The following is a 16,284-nucleotide window of genomic DNA, read 5'->3' as shown; positions in this document are numbered from 1 at the left end:
CGTTATAACAGGAGGTATCATTAAAACAAAAAAGGAGATAATAATGGTTCTATTAAATAATAAAAGAAAAAGTAAAAAAGGTTTCTCACTACTCGAACTATTACTTGTTTTGGGGATTATCGCAGCGTTAGTAGTTGCGGCTTTTATTGTGTATCCCAAGGTGCAGGCTTCACAAAGAGCGCAGGCGGAAAGTAATAACATCGCCACCATACAGGCAGGTGTTAAAGCACTCTATACCTCGGCATCCAGTTTCACCGGTCTAACGAATACAGTAGCTGTTCAGGCGAAGATTTTCCCTGACAATATGCTAAGTGGTTCAGGAACGGCAGCTAAACCGATTAACGCTTTCAAAGGGAATGTGACGCTGGCTGCGGCAGCTACAGGTCCGTCATCTGCGGCAGGTTCTTCTTTCACTATCACATACGATAATGTGCCAGCAGCGGAATGTGTGAAAATAGCAACAGCGGCGGCAGGCAACTTTTACACCGCTAAAGTGGGTTCTAAAGTGGTGAAAGCTGCAGATGGAACGCTCGATGTAGCAGCTACCGCAGCAGCATGTAATAACGCCACAAGTAATACATTAGTATTCACGTCTATTTAGTGAAGAGGGCGCTAGCCCTTTTCTGGTCATATTTTTTAAATGGGAGAGATAATTATGATAAAGAAAAAAGGATTTACCTTACTGGAGGTCTCAATCGTTTTAGGTATTGGCACTCTTATTGCTTTTATGAAGTTTCAGGATATGAAAAAAGATCAGGAAACAGTTATGGCTGAAAATGTCGGAACGCAAATAAAACAGCTTGGTGAGGCGGTTAACCGTTATATCAGTATTCGATACGACAAGGTTTCAACGTTATCATCCACTAATAATCAAAGCAGCGATCCGGGGCCAAGAACCTGTACGGCTAATGGCTGTGAAATCACTTACCAGACGTTGATTAATGAAGGTCTGTTGCCTGCAGGCTATACCGGAACAAACGCGCAAAAATCCACGTATAAGATTTTGTTAAAGCGTTCAGGAACAGCGCCGGATTATGTGATCAATGGCCTGATAACAACCAGCAGTCCGTGGAAGGAAGGGAAGAACGTCCGCTATGACCTGCTGGGTAAAGCTGTTCAGGCTGCGGGCGTTGATGGTGGTATGAGCAGAACAACCAAGATAGCTTCTGGCTATGGTGGTCAGTGGAGTGAGAATTCAGGGAACTACAGCAATATTACTGACGGGGGATTATTAGCTTACCGTGTGGGCTACAACTCTTCCATGTATTCTGTTTACCTGCGTCGTGATGGAACATTACCTATGACTGGTGATCTGAATCTTGGCGGTAAGAGCATCAAAAACATTCAAGACATTACGGCATTAGGAACAACAACGACCGGAACACTTAATACAACGGGTAAAGCGTCTGTTGCATCAGATCTTGCTGTAGGTGGAACCTCAACCTTGAACGGGCAGGTGAACATCAACAACACTTTAAAAGTGAAATCCGACACCTATCTCAACATGCTTTCTACAACAGGGCTGGCTAAGTTCGGAGGACGTATCGCCACCAACGGACTCAATCCCAACGATCTACCGTCAGGATGGGCCGGAGGTGTTCGTACTTATGATTTGTATGCGTCTGGAACTGTTGGGGCTGGAACCGCGAAAACGGTTAATGCTTATATGAACAGTGCAGGTAATATTTTCGCGTCAGGCAATCTGACCGCCGGAACGATAAAATCCAATGGGACAATTGAATCAACCGGAAGGGTTAAAGTCGGTGAATATCTTCATCTGAACGGTCAGGCAACGTTAAATGCGAAATGTACGCCTAATGGTCTGGTGGGCCGAGACAGTATGGGTAAGGTTTTATCATGCGTTAGCGGTAAGTGGTCAGAGCTAACACCTTCAGCGGCATCAGGTATTTATGTTCGATATTATAATAGTGTGAAATGGTCCTGTACTGTTCCTAACAGAGCGACAGGTGGTTGTTCTTGTTCATCAGGACTAAACAGTATTTTGATAAATACAGATTCACAACAGTCATGTAGCGGTGGTAAAAACGATCACTGTAGAACATATACCAAATATTTTTATGCTTGTGTTTAAATGTAAAAGGGCCGTGAGGCCCTTTTTATCTAATTGGATTATATAATTAATTTTTATTTTGTATTGCATTGGAGCGGAGTTTGGCGCCAACGGTAGATTCAATTATATTATCTCTTATTTTCTCTATTTTATCACTTTTCATTACAACAACATCTACATGCCGTGCGAATTTTTCATATTCCGATTTGTTATTTAACTCTTTTGTTAAGATTTCTATCCCGTCCTCTCTTGAACCACATTGACTAAGCAATTCAAGTAAATAATCAAATCCTTTATCATTATTTAACTGATTTTTAGCCCCAATGCTACTCTTTTTTCTTGTTAGCTTTAATGTGAATTGATAATCACCGGATATGATTTTTTCAATATCATTATTACTCAACTCAAGAATAGCATCTTGTAGTTCTCGAAAGACTGAGGCGAGTTGTTTCAAGTCACTCATGATTACTCTCCAATCTTTTCAATAAACTCATCGACAAACTCTTCAATTTCTGTGACGATTGATGAATGTGTTGAATTAGAATATAAATTTAAGACAACAGGAATGCCATCTCTGGGTGCATCAGAAAAAATAGTTTTATTTTCTCTGAAAATTGACTCAAATACAGGGACTCTTAATCTTTTTGTCTGTGAAATATACTGCCGCTGAGCTGCGATAGGTTGCTCAGAGTTTATTTGTATCATGGTAAATATTACACCAATTATTTCAGGTGATACTCTCTCATAATCATCATCTTTATCAGCGTAGAAATTATAATCCGTAACAAGTGAATCTACGCTTCGTTTAAGATAATCAATACCTAATGTTGATAAATAGTCAGGTTTGGCAGGAATAAGTATTTTATCTGATGCTATTAAGGCATTTTTTGTGACGATATTAAAATTTGGTGGGCAATCGATCAGTACAATATCATAATTCATCTCATCGCCAAGTATTTGAAGCTCTTCCCTAAGTTTACCATGAGCTTTCAAATATTTCTTCTGCGTTTGACTCGGACTTGCTCCACCAAGTAAAGTTGCTAATTCTAGATCTACATTTATTAAACCAAGATGAGATGATATTAAATCAACACATCCGCCTCTATTCGTAAAACGACTATTAATTGACTCTGGTCTAACTCTGAGTGCTGCCAGTGGCATAGTTTGTTCACCTTGGCTAATACAGTCGAACCAATTTTTTATGGTCCTTTCATTTTTAAGATTTTTGTCCCAAAAATCAGGTGTCAAGAGCGAGAACGTCAAACTTGCCTGAGCATCCATATCCAAAACTAATACTTTTTTCCCTCGCCATGCTAATTCGGCAGCCAAGTTGGATGTGACGGTTGTTTTACCAACGCCACCTTTATAATTTATAACTGAAACTATTTGCATGATTAATCAATGACCTCTTGGATTTATTCGAATTCTTAACTTTAATCCTAAGTCAAGTTGATGGCTATAGGCCAGAGGGCTATTGACCAGTTTACCGACCGCAACTTCACTGCCAAAAGAAGAAAATATGAAACACAAATACCAATCTCAATTTATTGATTTTTCTATAATAATATAAATGAGCGGATACGCCTGAGCTAACGCATGTTCAATAACCTCACGCGGGTAGTTGGTCGTTTCACCAGCCCAATCACGAAATGTCGATCTGAACCCATGCTGAGTTAAGTCGGTATACCCCATTCGCCTTAACACTGCCAGCAAAGCAGTATCAGAATTCTCCACGTAATGAGAACACGGCCTTCAATCCTGATTTTCAGAAGACAACCATTTCAGGATGATAGTAATCTTTTAGCGTATCTTGTTCCGATTAGACAAAATATTTTTATAAATAAAATCAATTAACTACATTTATACTGTGATTTTATACAGCAACCTTGTTGTCTTTAGTGGAATTAAGGCTTATAAAGAACATGGTTATCACTGCATGTAGTGATTTTTTTTGATGAAAACACTACATAAGTGATGTTCATGACTTTTGGGGATTCGTTTCATGAGTAAAAACGTAAAACAGACTTCTGAAAATGTGGCTTCTACTGCTGCAAAAACGCTGACTGATCCTAATGCCTCAGCCATCCAGAAAAGCCTTGCTGGTTCTGCGCTTTCTCAACGTGGGACGTCAAACCAGACCAGTGGCAAGATGGAGCATAAGGCATCCTCAGCACTTGATAACCCACGCTCCAGCGAGTTAACGAAGCAACTTGCCGCTTCGGTATTGGCACAATCAAACAAAGGGCGTAAGTGACAAGTTATAGGGAGAGTAAAACCTCCCTGTTTTTTTATTTACTGCGATTGTTTGCTTGTAGGAAGGCGATTATTGTTTCTGAGCAAACTCAAAGGGCCTGACCATGCCATCCCTATTCGCATCGAGAAAATCAGCCCACCACTGGAGCATCAGGCGGCGTTGGTCAAGGTGCTTGGCCTTATGGGTATAGGCAGCGCGAACGCTGTTGCTTTCCTTATGGCTCATCTGAAGCTCTACAGCATCTTCTGACCATAGACCAGACTCAATTAAGGCGCTACACGCCAGAGTGCTAAAACCATGACAGCAAATGTGCTGTGTCATAGACCATCTTACGAAGTACCTTGTTGATGGTGTTTTCAAACAGAGCAGTTAAACGACAAAACAATATCGCGTCCAATCATCCATCAGCGCCACACGCTGAGGCCACAACGTCCTATGTTGATATTATGTAGTTTTGCCTGCCCGATCACGAAATGTTGATCTGAACCCATGCTGCGTTAAGTCGGTATATCTCATGCGTTTCAACACCGACAGTTAAGCTGCATTAGGAGGCATTTCATCTCTTGTAAGACATCACTGTATCATCGAAGACGTTATTTGAGCTTGCATCTTTTTACAATCTTAACGATATATTAGGTATAGCGTTGGTATACGTTGATAGAAAATGTTAATTATTGCATGTAATGGGGTTGTTTATTATCTAACTATATTGATGTATAATGACATACTATTCAATTGTATGTCATCATTTAATGGCTTGTAAAGAAGAGAAGATTAATGAAAATACAAAAAATTGATATCAAAGATGTTGGTGGTATAAAAAGAGCAATAATTAATTTTGATGCGAGCATGAATATTATTTGCGGACCAAATGGGATAGGAAAAACCACAATTTTAGATTCCGTAGCACATAGTTTTATTAATACAAACAGCTATGTCCTTAAAAGACATGCTCAGTCTACTGATGGTCAGATAAATACCGTATTAAATGATTGTGACAATATTAGAGAAAGTCATATTTCTCTTGAACAGTTCAATCCTAAGGATTACTCATATATTAGTGGCTTAAGAGAGTCAGGAAGGAAAGTGATTTATTTGAATATTTCTAGAATGTTCAAATATGTATCTTTATCTAATATCTCTAAAGATGAGGAGAGACAAGAACATAGCATATACACACTTTTGACTGACGGAATTTCGGTTGCGGATATGAAAAATTGGTTCGCAAAACGCTGTCTCTTCGTTAATACACCAGAAGCATTAAGTGAAAATAATAAGGCTAATTTGGAGTTGGCAAAAAAATGCTTTTCACTGCTTAATGCTGAATATAAATTTTCTCGCGTAGATGCGAAAAAATTTGATGTTTTCGTATCTACTCCAAATGGAGAAATTTGGTATGAATATTTGTCATCAGGATTTAAATCATGTCTGAGTATTTTATTCGGCATAATAAAAGAGATTGAACTAAGAATGCCTGATGAGGAATGTTTAGCACAGCATTTTGATGGCATTGTATTGATTGATGAGCTGGAAATGCATCTTCATCCTGAATGGCAGTCCAAAATTGTTTCTGTTTTGCGAGACACATTTCCTGCAACACAATTTATAGTTACTACTCATAGTCCTCACATTATACAAAATGCTGAACCTAATCAGATAATTGCATTAGGGACAGATAGTAATGGATATACATACGTCAGAGAACTTCCGAGTAATGAGTTTGGTTATACTGGATGGACATTAGATGAGGTACTCAAAGATGTAATGGGAATGGAAGACACAAGAAGTCAGAAATTACAAAGTATGCTTGCTGCATTTGATCAAGCTATTGATGAGGAGAATAAAATTGAAGCAGAGCGTATTTATAAAGAATTAGATAGGGCACTTCATCCAGCAAATGTGCTTAGAAAAATGCTTAGTATTGATCTTTCCTCAGTAATCGAGGAGGGCAGTAAATAAATGATTAAGCTGGAAAGAAATTTTACACCTCTATTCTTTTCTCCTCAGAATGTTAGTCGTTTAACTGAAAAATTTAAGAGCAGCGGTACTCATGTATGGCATCATGATGATGTAAAAAATTCGTTGATGGAGTTAAGTGATAAAAAATGTGCATACTGTGAGGTTAAGCTTGGTGAAAAAAGCACATATCATGAGGTGGAGCATTTTAAAGATAAGAATGATTACCCTGATGATGTAATAGAGTGGAATAACCTATTACCTTCATGTCGGCATTGTAATGGTTCTAAAGGGACACATGATGTTGTCCAAGAACCAATAGTTAATCCTTTTGAGGAACTCCCGGCAGAGTTTTTTTATATTAAAAATTTCAGAATGAAAGGGAGGAATGAGAAAGGTATTCTGACTATAGATGTTTTAAATCTTAACGATAGAGAACATTTGGTTAAGCCAAGATGTGAAACAGGAGCTATAATTGCGGAAAAAATAGAGGATTCTTTAACTTTATTTGAGGGATATCTTTCAAATCCAATAAGCAAAAATAAAAGAAAATTAATCGGTACTGTTAGAGGGATACTGAAAGAATGTCAAAGAAGTACCATATTTTCTGCAGTATCGGCTACTGTATTACATACGAGCGAGGATTATCTGACTTTGCGGGGTAATATGATGGCCCATAAGTTATGGGATGAAGATATGGAGAACCTTCACATAATGTCAAGTAATATACAATTACCAACAACAGCTTAATATAACAAATATCATTCTGCTATATGAGTAAACGGCATTAATTATTCTGTGTTACTCACATATTTTGATTATCTATGACAGGCTGAGAACATCCAAGCCTGTCATAACATAGTAACATCACTTAGTGGGGTTAATATGTTTGCAAAACAAAACCCCGCCCAATCATCCATCAGCGCCACCCGCTTAGGCCATAACGTCCCACGTTGATACGCTGCCTCGGCCTTATCTGCCAACTGGTGCGCCAAAGCATGTTCAATAACCTCACGTTGATAGTCCGTCGTTTCACCAGCCCACTCACGGAAAGTAGAACGGAAGCCATGCTGCGTTAACCCACTATGGCCCATTCGTTTCAATACAGCCAATAACGACATATGAGAAAGGGTTTCAGCGCGAGGGGCAGGGAATACAAAATTGATACCCTTAAAGCGTGGTAAAGCCTTTAACAGGGCAACAGCAGCATCAGACAGAGGAACTCGGTGCTTTTTACTACCGAGAGATAACTTATGCAAACGCTTCTAAAGCGTTTCAAGTAGGGAAGGAGAGTCGTTTTTACACAATCTATAGTAAGTTTGGTGTAGCAACCAAAGGTCCAAAAACAAACCTTTCATCAGGAAAATCACAGTAAAAACAAGAACTTTAGATACAAAAAAAGCCCGTTTACACGAGCTTCTTTATGCAGCATTTTATGCAGGACAAAACCAAATATGTATTGTAACTAATTGATTTTGTATCAAATATGGCGGTGAGGGGGGGATTCGAACCCCCGATACGTTGCCGTATACACACTTTCCAGGCGTGCTCCTTCAGCCACTCGGACACCTCACCATATTGTATTGCTGCCTGACCACTTGGGGGGCAACGGGGCGCTACTATAGGGAGTTGCACTAAAACGGTCAAGCAGTATTTACGCTTTACTTCTCGTTTGGTTACGCATTGTACATCTTCCCCAACGTAAGCCGTCGGGGAAGCGATTTAGCGTTGTGAATCCACTTTTCGCGGCTCTTCACGACCTTCTCACGCTCAGAGTTGACCAAAGCGGCCCGCGTTAAAATCGCGAACGGCTTCTGCGATTTCTTGTCTGGTATTCATGACAAACGGACCGTAGCCGACGATCGGTTCATTCAGCGGCTCCCCCGACAGTAACAACACGCTGGCATCGTGGGTGGCTTCCAGATGCAGTGCGTCCCCTTGCTGGCTTAATACCACCAGTTGCGCCTCGCTTGCTGTTGTCGATCCATTTACCGTGATTGAGCCTTTCAGGACGACCAGCGCGGTACTCCACCCTTCAGGCTGCGAAAGCGTCACCGGGCGCGCCTGTTGTAACCGCATATCCCAGACGTTCAGCGGTGAGAACGTGTGTGCCGGACCGGTCGTCTGCTGATACTGACCGGCAATAATTCGCGCTGTCCCGGCATCGTCCGGCAGCTCAACGGTCGGGATGAAATCCTGGGTGATGCTCTGATAACCCGGAGCCGTCATTTTGTTTTTTGCTGGCAGGTTCACCCACAGTTGCACCATCTCCAGTTCTCCTCCCTTGTGGGTGAAGGCTTCAGAGTGAAATTCTTCATGCAGAATGCCCGCACCCGCGGTCATCCATTGCACGTCGCCGGGGCCGATAATGCCGCCTCGACCGGTTGAGTCGCGATGCTCAACCTCACCGCGGTACACAATTGTCACCGTTTCAAAACCACGGTGGGGATGTTCACCCACGCCGCGCTTTTCCGTTCCCGGCGCGAAGGTATGGGGACCGGCATAGTCAAGCAGCAAAAATGGGCTCAACTGTTCTGCATGGGACTGGTACGAAAACAGTGAACGAACCGGAAATCCATCGCCAACCCAGTGCGGACGAGGTGCGGTATAGACGCCTGTAACTTGTTTCATCATTCTCTCCTCAATGGCTTGTTTCGTTATGAATAAGCTTATATTCATGACAGCGAGGTGAGTAGTGGCTAAAATGGACCTCATCGTTCTGAAAATGGAACAATAAATGGTAAAGCCAGATCTCAATGATTTTGCGTGGTTTGTTCATGTCGTGGAGCAGGGCGGGTTTGCTGCTGCAGGTCGTGCACTCGATGAACCGAAATCAAAGCTCAGCCGGCGCATTGCACAACTGGAAGAGCAACTGGGGGTGCGGCTCATCCAGCGGACGACACGGCAGTTTAACGTCACGGAAGTGGGACATACGTTCTATGAGCACTGTAAAGCCATGCTGGTAGAAGCACAGGCAGCGCAGGATGCGATTGCCGCATTGCAGGTTGAGCCTCGGGGCGTGGTTAAGCTAACGTGTCCGGTGACGCTGCTTCATGTCCACGTGGGGCCAATGCTGGCGAAATTTATGGCGCGTTACCCCGACGTAACGTTGCAACTCGAAGCCACGAACCGTCGCGTTGATGTAGTAGGGGAAGGCGTTGATATTGCGATCAGAGTGCGTCCGCGCCCGATTGAGGACAGCGATCTGGTGATGCGGGTGCTTGCCGACCGCGCCCATCGGTTGTTTGCCAGCCCGGCGCTGATCGCACGCATGGGTACCCCTACGGCGCCGTCGGAATTAAGCCGTTGGCCCGGACTGAGTCTCTCGGCAGGCAAACATATTCATCGCTGGGAACTGTATGGTCCACAAGGGGCCAGAGCGGAAGTGCACTTTACCCCGCGATTTATCACGACCGACATGCTGGCATTGCGCGAGGCGGCCATCGCCGGCGTCGGTGCCGTGCAACTTCCCATCTTAATGGCGAAAGAACAGCTTGCGGCGGGGGAACTGGTTGCGTTACTGGAAGGTTGGGAACCACGAAGAGAGGTCATTCACGCGGTTTTTCCTTCACGCAGGGGATTACTGCCATCGGTCAGAGCGCTGGTGGATTTTCTGACGGATGAGTATGCGCGAATGGCGGAGGAGTAAGGGATTTTCATGCAACAAAAAAGGCCGGCTTAACCGACCTTTTATCATCTGGACGCCATTCGGGCGTGAAAACAATCAGCGACTACGGAAGACAATGCGGCCTTTGCTCAGGTCGTACGGGGTCAGCTCAACAGTCACTTTGTCGCCCGTCAGGATGCGGATGTAGTTTTTACGCATTTTACCGGAGATGTGTGCAGTAACCACGTGACCGTTTTCTAACTCTACGCGGAACATGGTATTAGGTAACGTTTCGAGAACGGTACCCTGCATTTCAATATTGTCTTCTTTGGCCATCTAATCCTCTGGGGTATCACTACCGTAATTTGAACCGGCAAGATAATGCCGAAGTTCTTTTAATAAGTAAAGATTTGCACGTTTAAAACGCAGCAAACAAAATTTGGCGCATTACTCCGATTCGCTTCAAAAACACACGACAAAGCCGCACGTGAAGCGCAACGTATAAGGGAGCGATGAGATAAACGATGGCGTTACCTGACGCGAACGGATCCTTAACGGCAGCGGGGTAATGGGCTAAACCAACTCTGCGACCGCAATTATAACACCCTGATAAAAAATGTGCCGAAAACATTCACCCCTGGGGCAAAAATAACGTGCGAGGGACCCAAAAATCGCGAGGTAAACGTTGCTGGCGTAATGCATCGAGGTGTTCCAGATACACCCGACGCGGAATTTCGACCGCGCCTAACGATTCGGTATGACTATTGAGCACCTGACAATCCATTAATTTACCGCCTTGCCGAACAAATTCTGCGCAAAAAACCAGCAGTGCGGTTTTTGACGCATTCTCTTGTCGGCTGAACATCGATTCGCCGCAAAACAGCGCCCCCTGGGAAACGCCATACATCCCGCCAACCAGCGTATTTTCACGCCAGACCTCAATGGAATGCGCATGTCCCAGTTCGTGCAGTCGATGATAGGCCTCCACCACGCCCTGGGTGATCCATGTCCCTTCATCGCGATCGTTGGCGCACCCTTCGATGACCTGGCCAAACGCATAATTCAGTGTGACGCAATACGGAGAACGCTTATGAAAGCGCTTCATGCTGCGGCTGACATGAAACGCGTCAGGCCACAGAATGGCGCGGGGATCCGGTGACCACCAAAGAATAGGGTCGCCAGGCGAAAACCACGGAAAAATACCGCGTTGATAGGCCATCAGCAGGCGCGCAGGGCTGAGATCGCCTCCAAGCGCCAGCAGGCCGTTTGGCTCGCGTAAAGCGCCCTCCGGCGAAGGGAAGGCGATAGAGTGTCGGGAAAGCTGAACCAGGCGCATGACAGCAGAACTCCAGTACGCGAGTCGGATCGTTCAATAATAGCTTACAGACCTTGCTTAAACTGGTAATAACGACCCTGCTGCGCTAACAGATCTGCGTGATTACCTTGCTCAATAATTTGGCCGTTGTCCATCACTATTATTTGATCAAAACGCGCGAGCCCGCGCAGGCGATGCGTCACCATCAGTAACGTTTTATCGCGCATCACCTCTGCCAGCAATTCAAGCATTTGGCTTTCGGTCGTCGCATCCAGGCCTTCCGTCGGTTCATCAAGCAGCATCAGCGGCGCATCGTGCAAAAGCGCACGGGCGATCGCCAGACGACGCAGTTCGCCACCGGATAGCTGACGACCGCCTTCGCCCAGCCAACTGTTGAGGCCAGCATCGTCCAGGAGTTTCTCCAGCCCGACGCGGCGCAGCGTGTCTGTCAGCTGGTCGTCACTGGCGTCAGGCGCCGCAAGCAGCAGGTTGTCGCGCAGGGTGGCGCTGAATAAGTGCACGCGCTGCGGCACAACGCTGATGGTCTTGCGCAGCGTCGCTTCATTCAGGGTTGCAATCGAACAACCATTGAGCAGGATCTCGCCCTGCTGCGGATCCCACGCGCGCGTGAGCAGTTGGAGTAATGTCGATTTACCGCACCCGGTGCGCCCAAGAATGGCGATATGCTCGCCTGGATTCACCTGCAGGGAGAGCGAATCCAGCGCCTTTTGCGCCTGTTCGGGGTAGCTGAATGAAACGTCACGCAGCGTCAGAGTGACCTGAACCGGGACGTCGGATACGTCAGTCGGGAAAGTGACTTCCGGCTTCTGTTCGGTCAGTTCGGTGATCCGCATGGCGGAGGCGATGACCTGTCCCAGATGCTGGAATGCGCCGGTAACCGGAGCCAGCGCTTCAAATGCTGCCAGCGCGCAAAAGACAAACAGGGCAATCAGCGCGCCAGGCTGAGCGTTATCCCCTACGCCGCCTGCCGCCATCCACAACATCAGCAAAATGGCAATGGCACCGATGAGCAACATCAGCGCCTGTGACAGTGCCGTCAGTTCAGACTGGCGGCGCTGCGCTTCGTGCCACTGTAACTCGGTGGCCTCCATCTGTGCGCGGTAGCGGTCGCTGGCGCCGAAAATGGTCAGTTCAGCCTGACCCTGTAACCATGAGGTCAACTGCTGGCGATACTGTCCGCGCAGGTGCGTCAGGTTTTGTCCGGTGGTTTTCCCGGCGCGATAAAACACCGGCGGCATAATAAACAGCGTCAGCAGCATCACGCCGCCGAGGGTGCAGGCGAGGGTGACATCCAGCACGCTCAGACCGATCGTCACAACCATAATCACCACGAAGGCTCCCACCAGGGGGGAGATGACGCGCAGGTAGAGGTGATCCAGCGTATCCACATCCGCCACAATGCGGTTCAACAGTTCACCCTGACGATAACGAGCCAGCCCGGCAGGGGAGAGCGGCAGCAGCTTGCTGAAGGTGTGAATACGTAAATGTTGCAGCACGCGGAAGGTGGCATCATGGCTGACCAGCCGCTCAAAATAGCGTCCGGCAGTCCGGGTAATAGCCGCACCGCGCACGCCTGCGGCAGGCAGCATATAGTTAAAACTGTAGATACCGGCAAAGCCCGCGACGGCTGACGCAGAGAGGAACCAGCCGGACAGCGTCAGCAGGCCAATGCTGGCGAGCAGGGTGATGATCGCCAGCACGATGCCCAGCGTTAACATCCATTTGTGACGTTTATAGAGCGTCAGATAAGGCAGTAGCGCGCGCATTAGATTTCCTCCTGACGATGGGCCAACAGCGTCGCAAATGCGCCATTGGCGGTACTCAGTTCGGCCCAGGAGCCCTGTTCGATAATCTGTCCGTCCTGCATCACCCAAATCGTGTCCCAGTCAGCCAGATCTTCAAGCTGGTGCGTGACCATCAGGGTGGTCTGGCGTTTTGAGGCCGCTTTCAGCGCCTGCATGACCCGCTGTTCGCTATGGGCATCCAGGCTGGCAGCCGGCTCATCCAGCAGCAGCAACTTGCAGGGATTAAGGAGCGCACGGGCTACTGCCACGCGTTGCGCCTGACCAACGGACAGACGTCCGGCCTGATCGCCAACGGGCGTATCCACGCCCTGTGGTAACAGCGGCAGGAATTCACTGACCCAGGCGCTGTCGAGCGCGGCACGCAACTCTTGCTCACTGGCATTCGGGCGAGCCAGAAGAACGTTTTCCCGTATCGTCGCCGCGGGCAACTGCGGGTTTTGCCCCACCCAAGAGAGATGCTTACGCCAGGACTCTGGCGACAAATCGCGAAGTTCAACCCCGTTAATGCGCAGCGATCCCTGATAAGAGAGGAAGCCGGAAAGCGCATTCAGCAGAGAACTCTTACCCGAACCGCTGCGACCGACCAGCACGACACGCTGCCCGGCAGCGAGGGAGAAGTTCAGTGGTCCCGCCAGGGTCTTACCTTCTGGCGATGTAATGATGAGATCGACAGCGTCAATGGAAACAGGTTCTTGCGTGGATAGTTCCACATCACCTTGTTCAGGATGGGCGAGCGGCGTTTCCATAAAAGTCTTCAGGCTGTCTGCCGCGCCAACCGCCTGTGCTTTAGCGTGATAAAACGTCCCCAAATCGCGCAGCGGCTGGAAAAACTCAGGGGCCAGAATAAGGGCGAGGAAGCCTGCTGCCAGCGTGACGCCCGTGCCGTAGTGGCCGAAATTAAGTTCGCCGAGGTAGGAAAAACCAAAGTAAACCGCGACCAGCGCAATGGAAAGCGAGGTAAAAAACTCCAGTACGCCCGAGGATAAAAAGGCAAGGCGCAAGACTTCCATCGTACGCTGGCGGAAATCTTGCGAGGCGACGCGAATGCTTTCGGTTTCAGCTTCACCACGGCCAAAAATGCGCAGGGTCTCCATTCCGCGTAAGCGATCGAGGAAATGTCCGCTCAGACGCGACAGGGCGAGGAAATTACGCCGGTTAGCATCAGCAGCGCCCATACCGACCATCGCCATGAACAGAGGGATCAGCGGCGCGGTGCCGAGAAGGATCAACGCGGCGGCCCAGTTTGACGGAAAAATAGCCGCGACAATCAGGATGGGCACACACACCGCCAGCGCCATCTGCGGCAGATAACGAGCGTAGTAGTCGTGCATATCGTCAATCTGTTCCAGCACCAGCGTGGCCCAGCTTCCTGCGGGTTTTCCCTGGATCCACGCCGGACCGGCCTGTTGCAGGCGGTCGAGCACCTGGCGGCGGATCTCAAACCGGATGTGTTGGCCCGCATGGAATCCGACGCGTTCGCGTAACCAGACGACCCAGGCACGGAGGATAAAGATCAGCACCAGCACGACAAATGGCAACAGCAACGCCTCGCGCGGGATATTCTCCATGATCATATGTTGCAGAATGCGAGCCATGATCCAGGCCTGAGCGACAATCAGTACTCCACTCACAAACCCCAGCAGACGGGAAATCATAAGCCAGCGTTGGGAAATGACACTTTGCTGTTTTAACCAGCGGGTTAGCTCTTGTTGACGAGTTTTATTCATTGCGCGCTTTGCAGGTGAGTTATCAGAATTTTTTGCCAGGGCAATGTTACAACGGGGCAAAAATAAAGGCGACTTATAGTCGCCTTATTTACTTTTGTTACTGATTTGTAAAAACTATTTGCACGCGTCGGCTAAACCGTCGAGGTAGCGTTCAGCATCCAGCGCAGCCATACAACCGGTGCCTGCGGAGGTGATAGCCTGACGGTAAATGTGGTCCATCACGTCGCCCGCAGCAAAGACGCCCGGGATGCTGGTCTGGGTCGCGTTACCGTGACTCCCGGACTGCACTTTAATGTAGCCGTTTTCCAGCTCAAGCTGTCCTTCGAAAATCGCCGTGTTCGGGCTGTGGCCGATGGCAACAAACAGCCCTGCGACATCCAGCGACTCAATGTTGTCCGCATTCTGCGTATCACGCAGGCGCAGACCCGTGACGCCCATCTGATCGCCAGTCACTTCTTCCAGCGTGCGGTGGGTGTGCAACACGATGTTGCCGTTCTCCACTTTGTCCATCAGACGCTTAATCAGAATTTTTTCCGCGCGGAAACCGTCACGACGGTGAATCAGGTGAACTTCAGAGGCGATGTTTGCCAGATACAGCGCTTCTTCGACGGCTGTGTTACCGCCACCGATAACCGCGACTTTCTGGTTACGATAGAAAAAACCGTCGCAGGTAGCGCAGGCAGAAACGCCACGGCCTTTGAATGCCTCTTCTGACGGCAGACCGAGATAGCGAGCGGACGCACCGGTAGCGATGATTAGCGCATCACAGGTGTACTCTGCACTGTCACCGATCAGACGGAACGGACGGTTTTGCAGGTCCACTTTATTGATGTGATCGAAGATGATCTCGGTTTCAAACTTAGTCGCATGCTCGTGCATACGTTCCATCAGCAGTGGTCCGGTCAGATCATTCGGATCGCCCGGCCAGTTTTCAACTTCTGTGGTGGTGGTCAGTTGACCGCCTTTTTCCATACCGGTAATCAGTACCGGCTGCAGGTTTGCGCGCGCAGCATAGACCGCTGCGGTATATCCCGCCGGGCCGGAACCCAGGATAAGCAGTTTACTGTGTTTGGTCGTGCCCATGAGATCCTCATTGTTGTTGGCAGGCAATGGGCTGGATTGTAGGGAATTTGACGGCGTAAAAAAAGGGTATAGCGATTTTGTTAACAATTTGTGGAATAGACGAGGCCAATGAGTGAACAAATCTGCCGTCACGCCATAACGAATTCTACTTAAAATCCCTCAGTTATAAGGTGATAAAATGATGAATCATCTTAACGCCTAATGAATAACTGGCATGTTGTACTAAAAATCGATGTTTTGCTTTGACAATCACCTGCTGTTTTGCGAAAACATTCGAGGAAGAAAAAAACAGTGTTGTGTGTGTGCCGCATAATCATGCATATAAATACCATGTTTACCGGGCTAGCGAAATCTACGCATGGTGTGGACAGACGCCATTCGTGATGTCGATAGCTGCCGTCAGGCAACGGTCTTCTCACTATAGACCCAGGCATTGCGCGCCGCT

14 protein-coding genes, 1 tRNA gene and 4 pseudogenes are annotated in these 16,284 nt (G+C 47.4%); 6 read left to right on the top strand and 13 right to left on the bottom strand.

Annotated elements, in window-relative coordinates:
• Nucleotides 1–43: 43 nt before the first annotated feature.
• Both bfpA and pilV read left to right on the top strand, forming a co-directional pair.
• On the top strand, nt 44–601 hold the full coding sequence (bfpA, locus tag OGW13_RS18855) for a type IV pilus major subunit protein BfpA (protein WP_287116428.1): 558 nt from the start codon (nt 44–46) through the stop codon (nt 599–601).
• A gap of 54 nt (nt 602–655) precedes the next feature.
• Entirely contained in the window at nt 656–2,092 is a 1,437-nt protein-coding gene (gene pilV / locus OGW13_RS18850; protein WP_287116360.1) for a shufflon system plasmid conjugative transfer pilus tip adhesin PilV, read from the top strand.
• Nucleotides 2,093–2,138: 46 nt separating this feature from the next.
• Here pilV and OGW13_RS18845 read toward each other — a convergent pair whose 3' ends face one another.
• The 3 genes and pseudogenes from OGW13_RS18845 to OGW13_RS18835 form a co-directional block, all read right to left on the bottom strand.
• Nucleotides 2,139–2,534 (bottom strand): hypothetical protein, encoded by a 396-nt coding sequence (locus tag OGW13_RS18845; protein WP_287116359.1) that lies wholly within the window; start codon nt 2,532–2,534, stop codon nt 2,139–2,141.
• 2 nt (nt 2,535–2,536) lie between these two features.
• Nucleotides 2,537–3,463, bottom strand: coding sequence for a ParA family protein (locus tag OGW13_RS18840; RefSeq protein WP_287116358.1), 927 nt, complete (start codon nt 3,461–3,463; stop codon nt 2,537–2,539).
• Nucleotides 3,464–3,658: 195 nt separating this feature from the next.
• Nucleotides 3,659–3,799, bottom strand: a pseudogene (locus OGW13_RS18835) (integrase); the annotation flags it as partial.
• Between the two features lie 274 nt (nt 3,800–4,073).
• Here OGW13_RS18835 and OGW13_RS18830 point away from each other — a divergent pair.
• On the top strand, nt 4,074–4,325 hold the full coding sequence (locus OGW13_RS18830; RefSeq protein ID WP_000042271.1) for a hypothetical protein: 252 nt from the start codon (nt 4,074–4,076) through the stop codon (nt 4,323–4,325).
• A 69-nt stretch (nt 4,326–4,394) separates the two neighbouring features.
• On the opposite strand, the pseudogene OGW13_RS18825 reads toward OGW13_RS18830, so the two are convergent.
• Both OGW13_RS18825 and OGW13_RS18820 read right to left on the bottom strand, forming a co-directional pair.
• Nucleotides 4,395–4,683: pseudogene (locus OGW13_RS18825) on the bottom strand (tyrosine-type recombinase/integrase); the annotation flags it as partial.
• Nucleotides 4,684–4,694: 11 nt separating this feature from the next.
• Nucleotides 4,695–4,859: pseudogene (locus OGW13_RS18820) on the bottom strand (integrase); the annotation flags it as partial.
• A 243-nt stretch (nt 4,860–5,102) separates the two neighbouring features.
• Here OGW13_RS18820 and OGW13_RS18815 point away from each other — a divergent pair.
• Nucleotides 5,103–6,284, top strand: a complete 1,182-nt coding sequence (locus OGW13_RS18815) for an AAA family ATPase (protein WP_287116357.1) — start codon at nt 5,103–5,105, stop codon at nt 6,282–6,284.
• Complete coding sequence (locus OGW13_RS18810; RefSeq protein WP_287116356.1) at nt 6,285–7,031, top strand: HNH endonuclease; 747 nt, start codon at nt 6,285–6,287, stop codon at nt 7,029–7,031. It abuts the gene before it with no gap.
• Nucleotides 7,032–7,132: 101 nt separating this feature from the next.
• On the opposite strand, the pseudogene OGW13_RS18805 reads toward OGW13_RS18810, so the two are convergent.
• From OGW13_RS18805 to OGW13_RS18795, 3 genes and pseudogenes are all read right to left on the bottom strand, one after another.
• Nucleotides 7,133–7,519, bottom strand: a pseudogene (locus OGW13_RS18805) (tyrosine-type recombinase/integrase); the annotation flags it as partial.
• A 249-nt stretch (nt 7,520–7,768) separates the two neighbouring features.
• Nucleotides 7,769–7,856 (bottom strand) — tRNA-Ser (locus OGW13_RS18800).
• A 195-nt stretch (nt 7,857–8,051) separates the two neighbouring features.
• Nucleotides 8,052–8,912, bottom strand: coding sequence for a pirin family protein (locus OGW13_RS18795; RefSeq protein ID WP_287116427.1), 861 nt, complete (start codon nt 8,910–8,912; stop codon nt 8,052–8,054).
• A gap of 106 nt (nt 8,913–9,018) precedes the next feature.
• Between OGW13_RS18795 and OGW13_RS18790 the strand changes: the two genes are divergently transcribed.
• Nucleotides 9,019–9,930 carry a LysR family transcriptional regulator gene (locus OGW13_RS18790; protein WP_192502742.1) on the top strand — a complete coding sequence of 304 codons (912 nt, stop codon included), beginning with the start codon at nt 9,019–9,021 and terminating at the stop codon, nt 9,928–9,930.
• A gap of 75 nt (nt 9,931–10,005) precedes the next feature.
• On the opposite strand, the gene infA is transcribed toward OGW13_RS18790, so the two are convergent.
• The 5 genes from infA to trxB form a co-directional block, all read right to left on the bottom strand.
• Nucleotides 10,006–10,224 carry a translation initiation factor IF-1 gene (gene infA / locus OGW13_RS18785; protein WP_001040187.1) on the bottom strand — a complete coding sequence of 73 codons (219 nt, stop codon included), beginning with the start codon at nt 10,222–10,224 and terminating at the stop codon, nt 10,006–10,008.
• Nucleotides 10,225–10,519: 295 nt separating this feature from the next.
• A complete protein-coding gene (gene aat, locus OGW13_RS18775; protein WP_109740092.1) occupies nt 10,520–11,224 on the bottom strand; it encodes a leucyl/phenylalanyl-tRNA--protein transferase in 705 nt (234 codons plus the stop codon).
• Between the two features lie 44 nt (nt 11,225–11,268).
• The gene (cydC, locus tag OGW13_RS18770) at nt 11,269–12,990 is read right to left on the bottom strand and encodes a heme ABC transporter ATP-binding protein/permease CydC (protein WP_287116355.1); all 1,722 of its coding nucleotides are present in this window, start codon (nt 12,988–12,990) and stop codon (nt 11,269–11,271) included.
• Complete coding sequence (gene cydD / locus OGW13_RS18765; RefSeq protein WP_287116354.1) at nt 12,990–14,756, bottom strand: heme ABC transporter permease/ATP-binding protein CydD; 1,767 nt, start codon at nt 14,754–14,756, stop codon at nt 12,990–12,992. The genes cydC and cydD overlap by 1 nt, the downstream gene beginning before the upstream one ends.
• A gap of 114 nt (nt 14,757–14,870) precedes the next feature.
• A complete protein-coding gene (trxB, locus tag OGW13_RS18760; RefSeq protein ID WP_043001206.1) occupies nt 14,871–15,839 on the bottom strand; it encodes a thioredoxin-disulfide reductase in 969 nt (322 codons plus the stop codon).
• Nucleotides 15,840–16,284 lie beyond the last annotated feature (445 nt).

It is taken from the genome of Citrobacter sp. Ca225 (genome assembly GCF_030337175.1).
GTDB classification, from domain to species: domain Bacteria; phylum Pseudomonadota; class Gammaproteobacteria; order Enterobacterales; family Enterobacteriaceae; genus Citrobacter_A; species Citrobacter_A amalonaticus.
This window is presented reverse-complemented; position numbering and strand designations above follow the sequence as displayed.